This window comes from Ensifer sp. LC384 (assembly GCF_001695865.1).
Taxonomy (GTDB): Bacteria; Pseudomonadota; Alphaproteobacteria; order Rhizobiales; family Rhizobiaceae; genus Ensifer.
The window spans coordinates 386,627-398,523 of record NZ_MBST01000001.1 but is presented as its reverse complement, the minus strand read 5'-3'; the positions used below and the strand labels follow the sequence as shown (position 1 = coordinate 398,523).

Here is an 11,897-nt window from a genome sequence, read left to right as displayed (position 1 = left end):
CTGTAAAGCGCGTCGCGATCTCTACTGCATGTTTCCATAAATCGTAGTCCATTTATGGACAAAAACATGCAGCAATTCAAAGTGCTACAGCGACCTTTGCGCGTCTGATAAGACGCGCGGCGCTGTAGGATGGACGCACCGGCCGTTCAGCCGGTGCGCAAACTTCGGCAAACTGGGATTTTTCTCAGGCGAGCAGAAGGCCCGATTCGCGGGCGGCTGCGGCAAAGCAGCGACTTGCCCTGTTGACGCTGGTCAGCCCGTCGAGCGCATCCAGGCAGCGCTGAAGGGCGGCGCGATATTCCCGCCCACGTCTGCCCGGCCATTGTCGCAGCAGCTCCAAGGCCTCCCAGACCGTCCTGACGACGGTCTGCCGCTTGGATGACAGTTTCAGGTGGATGGGCGTTGCGAAGGTTTTTTCGCTCATCTTGCATTCCTCGTTCATAGTCTTTTGAGCGCGAGGCCAACGCCGGGGATGACGAATGGTTCCCTTGGTGGACGCACTTTTTTAACCATGACGATGGCGGTCCGATGCGATCGATACGGGATGCCCGGGCGGAAATCCCGCAGTGGCGGGCTTTTCGAACGGCCGCCGATGGAATTTCGGCCGCGACAAACCTTGCAGAAAATTTTCCCGTGGCACGCTTGCGGGCGACACGCGTCAAAGCTCGAGTGCGGCCCTGAGGTCGGTCGGCTTGCGCTCCCTGAGATCGAGGTCGGCCTCGATGTGATCGATATGGCGGATCATCAGTGTGCAGGCGGTCTCGATGTCACCGCCTTCGATCGCGGTGAGGATGTCGTCATGCTCGTTATGGCCGCAGCTCGACACGCTCGATTGTCCATAAAGCGCGATGACGAGCGAGGAGCGGGCGACCAGCTCGTCCATGAAGCGCCTGAGGATGGCGTTGCCGGTGAGATCGGCGAGCGCCAGGTGGAAGTCGCCGGAAGCCTTGATCTCGGCGCGGCGCGCCGATTGGCCGCGCTGCGCCGTCAGTTGCTGTTCGATTGCAAGCAGGCGGCGCAGGTCATCGATTTCGGCGGGGCCGATCCGAGCCGCGGCCGCGCGCAGAAGCCCGGGCTCGATCAGCCGGCGGGTGGCGAAGATCTGCCGGGCTTCATCCGGCGAGGGATGGGCGACGAAGGCGCCGCGGTTCTTCTCGACACTGACCAGCCCCTCATAGGCGAGCGCCTGCAGGGCGGCGCGCACCAGCGTGCGGCTGACCTTGAACAGATCGCCGACATCGCTTTCCGACAGCTTGGTTCCCGGCGCGAGCCGTCGTTCGACGATCGCATCGCGCAGCTTGTCGCGGATCTGCCGGGTGCTGGTGTCGGTGGTCGCGTCGGCCGGCGCAGGATGGGTGGTCAGGGACATGAAGGAAATCGATCCGCAAATGAGTGCGGCATCTTATCGTCGCGCGCGTTGAAGGGAAACGACAATCTGGCGTGGCAGGGCGTTGTCGCCGGACAGCCGGCCGCTGCTCGTGCGCGCCGGCTATTTGTCGAGCTCGGGGTAGACGCGGTCGAGGAAGCCCGGCCGCAGTTTCTCGCCGATCAGGCAGTCGGGCGCGGGCAGGGCATCGACGAGGCGCACGCTTGGCGGTGACGGCAGGCCGCTCACCTCCAGGATCAGCTTCTGGCGGATGGCGATGGCGAAATCCTCGGGCTTGTGCACCGGCAGCACGAAAGAGCCGGGGCCGCCGACGACGCACTCGGCATAATACTGGTCGAGCGGGCCGGTCGAGACCGAGGGCCTAATCAGGATCGCCAGCCCGTTGATGATGATGCCGCGGGCGATGGCGATATCACGGGCGGGAATGACCGGCGGACCGATATTGTTCGGCCCGTCGCCGGACACGTCGATGATGCGGCGCATGCCGGAAAAGGCGTTCGAATCGATCAGCGCCGTGCCGTAGGTGATCGCGTTGGAAATCGATGTGCCGCGCCTGGTGCCGACCGGCCGGGCCTCGATCATCGCGGCAAAGGCGGCGGCATCAGCTGCATTTGCGATCACCTGCCAGGCGACGACAGAGGATTCGTTGACCGTGCCGGCCCATTCGAAATAGCCAATCGCGATTCGGCCATGGCGACCGCTCGCTACCGCATTGAGAAAGTCGGCATGGCGCAGCGCCTGCACGTAGCCGGAGCGCTGGACCCGGGCTTCGTCCAGATCCATCGAGCCGGACATGTCGACGGCCAGCACCAGCTCGACGTCGACATCAACAGGCGCGCCCGCCATTTGGGTCGGGCTACCAGTCAGGGAAAGGATCAACGCCAGCATGGTTAACATAGCTTCAACCCGTCATTGCGAGCCGCGTCATCTGAGGAACTGTAACACAGGATTGGCTTTCGGCGACTGTTTGGGGTTGGCTGACCTTCAATAAAAGGTGATATCGACTGGGTTCACCGCCCATCGATACCGTTCCAACAGGCCCACATGAGCCGAGGATATGCTTCAGCTGACACGGAATACGCAATGTTTTCAGGTCGATAGGCTGCAGTCCGCCGCCTTCGACTATTTCCTGGGTTATAGCGACCCTGGCACCGGGCTTGTCGCCGATACGTCGCTTCCCGACGCGCCTTCGAGCATCGCTGCGACCGGTTTCGGGCTTTCCTGCTACCCGATCGGCGTCGAACGCGGCTGGATCGGGCGCGGCGAAGCGGCCGGCCGGGTGCTGACCACGTTGCGGTTTCTGGCGCAAAGCCGGCAGGGGAGCGATGCGCTGGCCACCGGCTATCGCGGCTTCTACTATCATTTTCTTCACGTGAAGACCGGCGAGCGGGTGTGGCAGTGCGAGCTTTCCACCATCGATACCGCGCTGCTGGTTGCCGGCGCGCTGACCGCAGCGGCCTATTTCACCGGCGAGAGCGCGGCGGAGCGGGAGATCCGCGCGCTGGCGGAAAAGCTCTATGCCCGCGTGGACTGGCACTGGGCGCTTGCCCGTGGCGAGACGCTGACGATGGGCTGGCGGCCGCCGGGGCGGTTTCTGAAATATCGCTGGCAGGGCTATAGCGAGGCACTGCTTCTCTATGTGCTGGCGCTCGGCGCGCCGCGTCACGCGATCGGCCCGGAGCACTACCGCGCCTTCACCACCGCCTATGACTGGACCACGGTCGATGGCGCGCCGCACCTGCAGGCCGGTCCGCTGTTCATCCATCTTTTTCCGCAGGCCTGGATCGACCTTCGCGCTCTCCGCGATGCGCCGATGCGCGACAAGGCGACCGACTATTTCGACAATACCGGCCGGGCGATCGCGCTGCAGCGCCGGCATGCCGAAGACAATCCCGGCGGCTTCGCCGGCTACGGCAGGGATATGTGGGGCCTCAGCGCCTGTGGTGGACCGACGGGGCGGCAGCGGCTTGTCGATGGGCGATGGCGGCGGATGCTCGGCTATGCGGCACGTGGCGCTCCCGGTGGTCCTGACGATGGCACGCTGGTGCCCTGGGCGCCGATCGCCTGCCTGCCTTTCGCCGCCGATGCGTCGCGGTCGGCGTTGGTCGCGCTAGAGAGCCGTTATCCCGACCTGCTGTGCGAGGGCCGGCTTCCCGGCGGGTTCAACCCGAGCCTGCGCGGTGCGGGCCCCGAGGGCTGGGTCGACGACCGCGTCGTCGGGCTTGACCAGGGACTTGTCGTGATGATGATCGAGAATGCCAGAAACGGTTTCGTCTGGGAATTGACGCGCGGCATTCCGGCCTTTCGGCGTGGATTGCAGCGGGCGGATTTTCGCGGCGGCTGGCTTGCGACCATGGAGACGGCATGAGCTTGGGCTACGAGCGACAGGAAGAGCGCCTGGCGGAGGACGAGGCGGGCAAGGCGCTGCGCCGAAGTGCCCTTGGCGCCATCGCGCGCCTGCAGCCTTCCTTTCCCGAAGTGGGCTTTTCGCTCGAGGCGGCCGGCGACGACTTTCTTGCCGAGGCGCGGTTCTGGTCGGAGCAGGGCGTCGGGCTCGAAGCCGGCCTTGCCTATCAGGACCGCTTTGCCGAGGGCATGGACGACAAGATCCGCGCCGCCCATCTGATCGCCTTTTACGGCAACCAGCTCGCCCTGGCGCTTGGCAGCCTCTATCTCGGTGCGGGCATCGTGGTAGCGGTTCAGGGCCTTCGCTTCGAAGCGTTTTCGCGCTCCTACGGCGAACGCGTCGTGGCGGCCAAGCGATTTCATTTCAGCCTTGCCTTGCCCGCAGCCGGGGAGCACGCCCTAGCGAATGCGGACGTCTTCGGTGAAACCTTTGCTGCGCATGTGGCGCCGATCATCGCCACGCTGAAGCGTCGCACGGGCCTGTCCTCGGGCGCGCAATGGCGACTTGCAGCGGATTCGCTTGCGGGCGGTTTCCTGGAGATCGGCCGCGCGCTCGGCGACGAGGTGACCGCGATGTCCAGGGCGCTGGCGATCGTCAAGCGTGAAGGCACGCCGCTGTTTTCCGACAAGCTCTGTTACGAGAACATCGCGGTCGAGATCGGCGAGAGTGCCGCCCATCGAGCGCTGTCGCGCATCTATCGCCTGCGCGGCGGCTGTTGTCTCTATTATCGAACCGAAGGCGGCAGCTTCTGCGACAGTTGCGTGCTGCTGGCGCCGGACGACCGCCGCGCGCGATTGCAAGCGCATCTGCTGGCATCGCAGCTCCGCTGAGGCGTTCAACGACAGAGCCCCTGACATCGATGATATCAGGGGCTCTGTTCTCGACGCTACTGCATAATTCCTTAAATCGGAATCGATTTAAGGACAAAATTATGCGCAACTCAAAGTGTTACAGCGACCTTTGCGCGTCTAAATAGACGCGCGGCGCTGTAGGTCCTGCCAACCTTTGGCCGGCAGGGCTTGTCTGTTACGCCTTGGCGAAACGATCGTTGATGAAGCCCGACACGACGCCGAGAACGATCCAGAAGGCAAGCGTGGTGGCAAGGGCCGCCACGGCGAATTCGGCGCCGAGCACGGCCGGCACATTGCTGGAGATGTCCGACGGTTGCGGCGCGCCATAGACATGCGGTGCCGCGACCAGCACGAGGCCGATGATCTTGGCGACGATCTCTTGCCGCAGCACCAGCAGATAGAGGCCGGCTGCCGACAGCAGCACGGTCGCACCCCACCAGACCTGACGGTCTCCTAGTTCGGCGGCCGGGAAGCCCGGCAGTTCCGGCGGCAGGCCGATTGCCGGCAGCATGTGTACGGCTAGCCAGCCGCAGGCGCCCCAGAGTGCGCCGTTCCTGAGCGTGATCGGGTAACCGATGACGAGGCTGACGCCGGCGAGCAGCAGCGCGAAGCCGGAGCCGGTCACCAGATTGGCGATCAGCGTGCCGGAGAAGCGGCTCATGCCGAACATGATGCCGCCTTCCTCGTGTTCGCCCTCATGGGCGTAGGCGGGCGTGATCGGCGACAATGCGTCGAGCAGCGCACCAAGCGGCGAAACCGCCTTCAGCGACGAATGCTGGTCGTGGCCGGCAGCTGCCGGCTCGGCCGTTCCCGGCTGTGCGGCGGCGGGCTGCTCACCGGCGGCCGGTGCCTCACCTTCGAATTCTTCCGCATGCAGGATCAGCGGCACGACGCGCAGTTCCTGGGCGCCGGTCATGAAGACACCGGCAATCAATCCAGCCACGATCGCGGCCAGAAGCGTTCTGACAATCATTTTCGATATCCCTCGATAGCGGCGCGCCATGCACTTGGCAGGCAGCGCCGTGTCCCCTTGGCAAATATGCGAACGGCTCTGCCCGGCAGACCTTCAATCTGCATCAGACGCAGATAAACGCGTCCGGCGCTGCGATTCCGATTGAAGGAATTATGCAGCAGCCGGAAGCGTTTTTGTCCGCAGCTATGTCGATGCGGAACGCATGTCGCGTCCCTGAACATCGCTTAGTGGCAGGGGAAGCCATAGGAGTGGCGGGTGTCGTGCGCGGTATCGTGCAGCACGGCCGAGTTCGCCAGGCCGGCGCCGAAGACGAGGAAGCCGCCGATGAGGAGCGCGATGATACCTGCGGTCAGACGATCGCTGAGGGAGAGCGGAATGCTCGAAACTGTAGATGTAGCCATGACAACCTCCGTGATGGCATCGGGATATTTCCCGGTTTGGGCCCTATGCCCGTATCGACTGGCAGGTTTCCTGGCTCAGGACGTCGGGTGAGATCACCCTGGATTTGCCTCGCCTTCCCAGATCAAGGGCCGCCCTCTCGCGGTCTCGTCTCCAGTGGCTTTTTCCGGATCGCTCCGGAACGGCGCATTCACGTCGCTCTACAGTCGCGGGGTCGGCCGTGATTTGAATGCCCAGCATGGGTCCATCCGTCACGTTCCCGTTTACTCCCGAAACGCGTTCGCGTTGCGAGAACCAATCGATCCATGATGATTAGGATCGCACCCCGGAGATGTCAATTGGACTTGCGCCGCGGCCCGGCCCATCCGCGACAAAATCCCGAAGGATCATGCGTTTATAGGCTTCGACGATCTGGTCGCCCTCTGCCCGGTCGACGGAGACCGCAAGCCGCATCGTGCAATCGCCCAGATGCATGATCAAAAAGGCAGCGCTGTCGATCGTTTCACGCGGCGTGTCGGGCGCAAACCGCGCCCAGACGTCAGCAAGCAGCCGGCCGCCGGCGCGGCTTTGCGAAAGGTCGATCTCGCGCAGCGCCTTGTCGGCCTGCATCGCCGACCAGATGTCGCGCATCACAGGCTCGGCCAGGAACATATCGTAATAGATGTCGAACAGCACAGAGAAGGCGTCACGAAGTTCTGCGATCGACGTCACCTTGGCAAGCTCGGCTTCGATGCACTCGCGGCAGACTGCATTGTAACGCTCGGCCAGCGTGCGCACGATCGCCGCCTTGTCGGGGAAGTACTGGTAGAGAGAGCCGATCGAAATTCCAGCCTTTTCAGCAACTTCGCTCATGCGCATGGCGTCGCTGCCCTTCTCCTGAATGATCGCCGTAGCGCAGGCAAGGATTTGCTCGACGCGCTCGCGGCTGCGTTTCTGGCTCGGCGTCCGGCGCAGCGCGGTCACGTCGTCAGCGGGAACCGCAGCTGGGCTTATCTCTAGAATCATGAGTGATGCTCACATTTTGACTTGACTCCTAAAATACGAGGATTTATCACATTTGCAAATGTGAGAGTTGCTCATATTTGTGAATTAACCTCAGGAGGAAGTGATGACTGACAAACTCACACTGGTTTTGGGCGGTACGGGCAAGACGGGGCGGCGGATCGCTGCCCGCCTTCAGGAGCGCGGTGTTGCCGTGCGCATCGGCGCCCGTTCGGCGTCGCCTTCCTTCGACTGGACGGATGAGGCGACCTGGGCGCCCGTGCTCGAAAATGTCGAGCGCATCTACGTCTGCTATCAGCCGGATCTGGCGGTGCCGGGCGCCGTCGACGTCATTCGCAAATTCTCGAGCCTTGCCGTCCGCTCGGGCATCAAGCGGCTGGTGCTTCTGTCGGGGCGCGGTGAGGACGAGGCGGAAGCAGCTGAGCGCGAGTTGCAGGCCTCCGGCGCCGACTGGACGATCATCCGGGCAAGCTGGTTCTTCGAGAATTTCAGCGAGGATTTTTTGGCCGATGCCGTTTGCAGCGGTTCCGTCTTCCTGCCGCCGGATGAGATCACCGAGCCTTTCATCGGCAGCGACGACATTGCCGATGTCGCGGTTGCAGCACTTCTGGACGACGGGCATATCGGCAAGATCTATGAACTGACCGGCCCGCGACTGATGACCTTTGCCCAGGCTGTGGCCGAGATCGCCGCGGCTGCCAACCGCCGGATCGCTTACCAGTCCGTGCCGGTTGCCGACTTCACCGCGCAGTTGCGGGCCGATGGTTTGCCTGATGACTATGTCGAACTCATCCGCTATCTCTTCACATCGGTGCTCGACGGACGCAATTCGCAACTGACGTCCGATGTCGAGCGCGTGCTTGGGCGTAAACCGCGCGACTTCGCCGACTACGCCCGGGAGACCGCTGCAACAGGTGTCTGGAGTATTGCCGCATGATCCCGCTGATCCCCGCTCTGGCGTTTGCCGCCGCGATCGGCTCCGGCCTGATGGCCGGGCTGTTCTTCATCTTCTCGGTCTGCATCATGCAGGCGTTGTCGCGGCTTCCGGCGGAGCAGGGGATCGCGGCGATGAACGCCATCAACGTGGTGATCCAGAATCCGCTGTTCCTCAGCGCCTTCATGGGTACGGCGCTTCTGGGGCTGGTCCTGGCAGTTGCTGCTTTTGTTTGGGGAGGCGAGGGCAGCCTACTGCTGGCAGCGGGCGGCATCGTTTACGTCGTCGGCGTGTTGATCGTCACCATCGTCTTCAACGTACCGATGAACGATGCGCTGGCGGCGGCCACGCCCGGGCAGGCGGCGACCGAAATCTGGCAGCAGCGCTACCTGACCGACTGGGTCTGGTGGAACCATGTGCGCACGATTTCCTCGATCGGTGCGCTGGCCCTCTTCATTCTGGGCTTTGCACGCAGCTGAAGACCGCGCGCCGGCGGACTTTTTGAGATCCGCCGGCTGTCTCCATCAGTCGACCAGCGAACCGCAGGTCAGATTGGCAATCGCCCCTGTCATGGCGCCAGCTCGGTCCGAGGCGACGAAGGCGGCATAGTCGGCGATCTCGTCGAGCCTCGGGAAGCGCCCAAGCAACGTGCCGGTCTTCGCCCGCCCGTCGAGCATCTCCTCAACGGTCGTATCGAAGCGGTCCGCAAAGCCTTGAAAGACGGCGCGTGCGTGCGAAACCGCCAGCGCCTCGGGAATGGCGTCCGGACGCAGGCAGATGACGCGAATGCCATGGCTGCCGAGTTCGCCTGCGAGAATGCGCGAGAAGGTCTCGATGGCGCCGCAGGTGGTGCCATAGCCAAGGAAACCCGAACCGGACATGCGCGAGCCCGGCGTCGAAAGCGTCAGGATGACGCCGCTGCCGTTTCTCTGCATATGCGCCGCGGCTGCCTTGGCAGTGATGAAGTTGGCGCGGGTATAGGCTGCGATCGGGCGCTCGAACTGTTCCAGCGTCAGCTCCGAAAGCGGTGGCCCCTGAATATGGGCAAAGCCGACGGCGGTCAGGACGACGTCGATCCGGCCGGTTCGCTCGACGACCGATTGCGCATGCCGCTCGACGGCAGCCTGATCCAGGACGTCGACGACGTCGAACTCCGCCTTCCCGCCCTGCGCCCGAATTGTCTCGGCCGTGTGGTTCAAGGTTTCGGCCGTCCGCCCGACCAGGAAGACGCTCGCGCCTTCGCGGGCAAAGGCACGCGCCGCAGCACCGCCGATCGCGCCGCTGCCGCCATAGACAATCGCACTCTTTTCACGAAGCAACATTACAGCCTCCCTTGATCCTGTCGGGGTGAATGGGCATGCGGCATGATGCCTTGGATCGGCGCTGATCCAGGGAGAAAATCATGCAGCACTTTTAATGACTTAAAGAACGTTAGCGCGCAGCGATCTGCCGCGCATATTCCTGCTCGAGCCGGGTATGCTTGTTCCAGAAACCATGCGATGTGCGACCGGAAACCACGTCGGCGAGAATGTCGAGATGGGTGTGCCAGCCGGCCGCAACGCTTGCCATCATCTCCTGTGTCGCGATGCGCGAATGGGTGACCACCAGCAGCACTTCTGAGCCCTTGGTTTCCAGATCGAACCGCACCTGCGACGGCGTCGGCGTGCCTTCACCCCAGGTATAGGCCAGCAGGTGCGGCGGTTCACAGGCAATGATGCGGCCATGGATGCGGCTTTCGCCGGCAAGGGCCGCATATTTGGCTGGCGGTTGGCCGCAATCCGTGCCGAGTTCCTCATGGCGGAAGATATGTTCGACCGCCGTTTCGGCCGTAGCGCCGATGGTTCCTGAGGCCATCCATCGGCGGCGCTTGTCCTCCTGCGTGAGATAGGCCCAGATGCGCTCGATCGGTCCCGGCAGCAGCCGCTCGATGCGCGCCGCGTCCGGCGCGACGATCCGAGCATATCCGTCGTCAGTGCCCGTATGCGATGTCATTGCTCCTTCTCCGTTTCCGGTCGCGCCGTGGTCTCAGTCTTTTCGCCGTTGGCGGCGTCTTCGGCCAGAAGCAGCGCCTCCAGCACGTCGATGCGCTGGCGCCAGAAGGCCTCGTAGTGGCGCATCCATTCCATGCCGGCATGCATCGGTTCGGCGTCGAGCCGGCAGACATGCGCCCGGCCGCGCACCTCGCGCCGCACGAGGCCGGCGCCTTCGAGCACCTTGATGTGTTTCGACGCGGCGGCAAGCGAAATGGAGAAGGGTGCCGCAAGCTCGCCCACCAGCCGTTCGCCCGCCGATAGATCCTCAAGCATCGCCCGCCGCGTCGGGTCGGAGAGCGCATGGAATACGGCGTCGAGCCGATCGTTCATATATTCAACCATGTCGTTGAATATCGCCGATGCCACCGTTATTGTCAACCGATTGGTTGAATGTATCGGCTGTTCAAACAGCCACTGCGTTGGCCTTGCTCCTTGCCCCATTTCGGTCTGTCCAGGCCGCCAGCGCATCAGTCAGGTCCGGGGTCGGCACCATGCGGGCGAATTGTTCGCTTTCCACCAGAAGCCCCTCTGATATCGACATGTTGAGGCCGCGGGTGACCGCGGTGATGATGGTTTGGACGACAAGCGGCGAGTGGCGCAGGATGCGTTTGGCAAGCCCGCGGGCGGCGGGCATGAGTTCTTCATGGGCAACGACGGTGTTGACCAATCCCAGTTCAAGCGCGTGGTCGGCCGAAAAGTCGTCGCCGGTCAAAAGAAGTTCCAGCGCGCGTTTGCGACCGGCGAGCCGGGGCAGGCGCTGCGTGCCGCCAAAGGTCGGCGGCATGCCCAGCTTGATTTCGGGCTTGGCAAAGCGGGCGTGCTCGCTGGCGACGGCAAGGTGCACGGCCTCGGTGATTTCGCAACCGCCGCCATAGGCCAGACCATTGACGGCGGCGATGACGGGCTTGGGAAACGCCTCCAGCCTTGTGGTCAAGCGCTGGCCGCGGCGGACGAAATCACGCACGGCGGTGTTTGCGCCCTTGGCAACGCTCCCGGAAAACTCGTGGATGTCGCCGCCGGCCGAAAAGGCGCGTTCGCCGGCTCCGGTGATGATCACGGCGCCGACATTGTCGTTCACCTCGAGCATGTCGAGCAGGCTTAAGAACCAATCGATCAGTTCGTAGTTGAGCGCATTGAGCCTGGCCGGCCGGTTCAGCGTCAGAAGCGCGATCCCATCGGAAATCTGCAGCAATACGGTGTCGGACATCGTGGTCTCCCTTTGTCGCTTCGAGCGAGGCATTGACGGGGGGAGGTTAGGTGAGGGAAGATCGAATGTATATTCACTAGTCGGTATACATAGAGATGGCGAAACCAGAGCGCACCACCCGGGAATGCATCATCGATGCCGCCTCGAAACTCTTCTATGCCGAGGGCATTCGCGCCGTCAGCGTCGATGCGGTGGCGGAAGCTGCTGAGGTGACGAAGCGCACGCTCTACTATCACTTCGAAAGCAAGGACGAGCTGATTGCCGCCTATCTCGAGGGCCGCGACCAGCCGAACCTGTCGCTCTTCCGCCAATGGTTCTATGCCACAGACGGCGATCTTGCCGCGAAGGTCGAGGCGATCTTCGTCAATCTCGCCCGCGCTGCCCGTCATCCCCGGTGGAAGGGGTGCGGTTTCCTGCGCACCTCGGCCGAGCTCGCCAACATGCCCGGCCATCCGGCAATCCGCATCGGTGCTGCCCACAAGAAGAAATTCGAAGCCTGGTTGACGCAGGTATTCTCCGAGGCAGGCATCGATGATGCGGGCGAACTGGCGCGCCAGACGCTGTTGCTGCTCGACGGCAGTTTTGCGGTCGTCCTTCTGCACCGGGATGCAAGCTACATGGAGAGCGCGGGCAAGGCGGCTGCGACGCTGGTTCGCGTGGCGATGGCGGCCCGCTGATCTCGGGTGCTCTTGGCAAAATCGGTG

The 11,897-nt window shown here is 63.4% G+C and carries 15 protein-coding genes and 1 riboswitch; of the genes, 5 read left to right on the top strand and 10 right to left on the bottom strand.

All coding sequences use genetic code 11. The features are described 5' to 3' along the window. Positions 1–184 precede the first annotated feature (184 nt). From BC363_RS01900 to BC363_RS01890, 3 genes are all read right to left on the bottom strand, one after another. The gene (locus tag BC363_RS01900) at positions 185–424 is read right to left on the bottom strand and encodes a DUF982 domain-containing protein (protein WP_065787010.1); all 240 of its coding nucleotides are present in this window, start codon (positions 422–424) and stop codon (positions 185–187) included. Positions 425–658: 234 nt separating this feature from the next. Then, positions 659–1,369, bottom strand: coding sequence for a GntR family transcriptional regulator (locus tag BC363_RS01895; RefSeq protein WP_065786559.1), 711 nt, complete (start codon positions 1,367–1,369; stop codon positions 659–661). A gap of 120 nt (positions 1,370–1,489) precedes the next feature. After that, positions 1,490–2,284: a DUF1194 domain-containing protein gene (locus tag BC363_RS01890; RefSeq protein ID WP_065786561.1), complete on the bottom strand. Its 795-nt coding sequence runs from the start codon at positions 2,282–2,284 to the stop codon at positions 1,490–1,492. A gap of 160 nt (positions 2,285–2,444) precedes the next feature. Between BC363_RS01890 and BC363_RS01885 the strand changes: the two genes are divergently transcribed. Continuing rightward, the gene (locus BC363_RS01885; protein ID WP_065786563.1) at positions 2,445–3,755 is read left to right on the top strand and encodes a glucoamylase family protein; all 1,311 of its coding nucleotides are present in this window, start codon (positions 2,445–2,447) and stop codon (positions 3,753–3,755) included. Beyond that, positions 3,752–4,624, top strand: coding sequence for a (2Fe-2S)-binding protein (locus BC363_RS01880; protein WP_083223726.1), 873 nt, complete (start codon positions 3,752–3,754; stop codon positions 4,622–4,624). The genes BC363_RS01885 and BC363_RS01880 overlap by 4 nt, the downstream gene beginning before the upstream one ends. A 196-nt stretch (positions 4,625–4,820) precedes the next feature. Here the strand turns inward: BC363_RS01880 and BC363_RS01875 are convergent, their stop codons facing one another. The 3 genes from BC363_RS01875 to BC363_RS01865 form a co-directional block, all read right to left on the bottom strand. Next, positions 4,821–5,618, bottom strand: a complete 798-nt coding sequence (locus BC363_RS01875; RefSeq protein WP_065786565.1) for a CbtA family protein — start codon at positions 5,616–5,618, stop codon at positions 4,821–4,823. Positions 5,619–5,842: 224 nt separating this feature from the next. Next, a complete protein-coding gene (locus BC363_RS01870) occupies positions 5,843–6,019 on the bottom strand; it encodes a CbtB-domain containing protein (RefSeq protein ID WP_025427862.1) in 177 nt (58 codons plus the stop codon). Between the two features lie 42 nt (positions 6,020–6,061). After that, positions 6,062–6,331: riboswitch (cobalamin riboswitch) on the bottom strand. Continuing rightward, complete coding sequence (locus BC363_RS01865) at positions 6,330–7,022, bottom strand: TetR/AcrR family transcriptional regulator (RefSeq protein WP_065786568.1); 693 nt, start codon at positions 7,020–7,022, stop codon at positions 6,330–6,332. Its footprint overlaps the riboswitch before it by 2 nt. 103 nt (positions 7,023–7,125) lie before the next feature. Here BC363_RS01865 and BC363_RS01860 point away from each other — a divergent pair, with 103 nt between their 5' ends. Both BC363_RS01860 and BC363_RS01855 read left to right on the top strand, forming a co-directional pair. After that, positions 7,126–7,956, top strand: a complete 831-nt coding sequence (locus BC363_RS01860) for an NAD(P)H-binding protein (protein ID WP_065786571.1) — start codon at positions 7,126–7,128, stop codon at positions 7,954–7,956. After that, positions 7,953–8,432: an anthrone oxygenase family protein gene (locus tag BC363_RS01855; RefSeq protein WP_065786573.1), complete on the top strand. Its 480-nt coding sequence runs from the start codon at positions 7,953–7,955 to the stop codon at positions 8,430–8,432. The genes BC363_RS01860 and BC363_RS01855 overlap by 4 nt, the downstream gene beginning before the upstream one ends. A gap of 45 nt (positions 8,433–8,477) precedes the next feature. On the opposite strand, the gene BC363_RS01850 is transcribed toward BC363_RS01855, so the two are convergent. The 4 genes from BC363_RS01850 to BC363_RS01835 all read right to left on the bottom strand — a co-directional run bounded on the left by BC363_RS01850 (position 8,478) and on the right by BC363_RS01835 (position 11,193). Further along, entirely contained in the window at positions 8,478–9,275 is a 798-nt protein-coding gene (locus tag BC363_RS01850; RefSeq protein WP_065786575.1) for an SDR family oxidoreductase, read from the bottom strand. 109 nt (positions 9,276–9,384) lie between these two features. Beyond that, positions 9,385–9,945, bottom strand: a complete 561-nt coding sequence (locus tag BC363_RS01845) for an SRPBCC family protein (protein WP_065786578.1) — start codon at positions 9,943–9,945, stop codon at positions 9,385–9,387. Beyond that, the gene (locus tag BC363_RS01840) at positions 9,942–10,328 is read right to left on the bottom strand and encodes a metalloregulator ArsR/SmtB family transcription factor (RefSeq protein WP_065787012.1); all 387 of its coding nucleotides are present in this window, start codon (positions 10,326–10,328) and stop codon (positions 9,942–9,944) included. Before BC363_RS01840 ends, BC363_RS01845 begins: the two co-directional genes overlap by 4 nt. A 61-nt stretch (positions 10,329–10,389) precedes the next feature. Further along, the gene (locus BC363_RS01835) at positions 10,390–11,193 is read right to left on the bottom strand and encodes a crotonase/enoyl-CoA hydratase family protein (RefSeq protein WP_065786581.1); all 804 of its coding nucleotides are present in this window, start codon (positions 11,191–11,193) and stop codon (positions 10,390–10,392) included. A gap of 95 nt (positions 11,194–11,288) precedes the next feature. Between BC363_RS01835 and BC363_RS01830 the strand changes: the two genes are divergently transcribed. Beyond that, a complete protein-coding gene (locus tag BC363_RS01830) occupies positions 11,289–11,870 on the top strand; it encodes a TetR/AcrR family transcriptional regulator (RefSeq protein ID WP_065786583.1) in 582 nt (193 codons plus the stop codon). Positions 11,871–11,897: the final 27 nt, after the last annotated feature.

Coding starts and splice junctions, on each gene's coding strand:
- BC363_RS01900 (WP_065787010.1), bottom strand. CDS start 424: ATGAGCGAAAAAACCTTCGCAACGCCCATCCACCTGAAACTGTCATCC.
- BC363_RS01895 (WP_065786559.1), bottom strand. CDS start 1,369: ATGTCCCTGACCACCCATCCTGCGCCGGCCGACGCGACCACCGACACC.
- BC363_RS01890 (WP_065786561.1), bottom strand. CDS start 2,284: ATGTTAACCATGCTGGCGTTGATCCTTTCCCTGACTGGTAGCCCGACC.
- BC363_RS01885 (WP_065786563.1), top strand. CDS start 2,445: ATGCTTCAGCTGACACGGAATACGCAATGTTTTCAGGTCGATAGGCTG.
- BC363_RS01880 (WP_083223726.1), top strand. CDS start 3,752: ATGAGCTTGGGCTACGAGCGACAGGAAGAGCGCCTGGCGGAGGACGAG.
- BC363_RS01875 (WP_065786565.1), bottom strand. CDS start 5,618: ATGATTGTCAGAACGCTTCTGGCCGCGATCGTGGCTGGATTGATTGCC.
- BC363_RS01870 (WP_025427862.1), bottom strand. CDS start 6,019: ATGGCTACATCTACAGTTTCGAGCATTCCGCTCTCCCTCAGCGATCGT.
- BC363_RS01865 (WP_065786568.1), bottom strand. CDS start 7,022: ATGATTCTAGAGATAAGCCCAGCTGCGGTTCCCGCTGACGACGTGACC.
- BC363_RS01860 (WP_065786571.1), top strand. CDS start 7,126: ATGACTGACAAACTCACACTGGTTTTGGGCGGTACGGGCAAGACGGGG.
- BC363_RS01855 (WP_065786573.1), top strand. CDS start 7,953: ATGATCCCGCTGATCCCCGCTCTGGCGTTTGCCGCCGCGATCGGCTCC.
- BC363_RS01850 (WP_065786575.1), bottom strand. CDS start 9,275: ATGTTGCTTCGTGAAAAGAGTGCGATTGTCTATGGCGGCAGCGGCGCG.
- BC363_RS01845 (WP_065786578.1), bottom strand. CDS start 9,945: ATGACATCGCATACGGGCACTGACGACGGATATGCTCGGATCGTCGCG.
- BC363_RS01840 (WP_065787012.1), bottom strand. CDS start 10,328: ATGGTTGAATATATGAACGATCGGCTCGACGCCGTATTCCATGCGCTC.
- BC363_RS01835 (WP_065786581.1), bottom strand. CDS start 11,193: ATGTCCGACACCGTATTGCTGCAGATTTCCGATGGGATCGCGCTTCTG.
- BC363_RS01830 (WP_065786583.1), top strand. CDS start 11,289: ATGGCGAAACCAGAGCGCACCACCCGGGAATGCATCATCGATGCCGCC.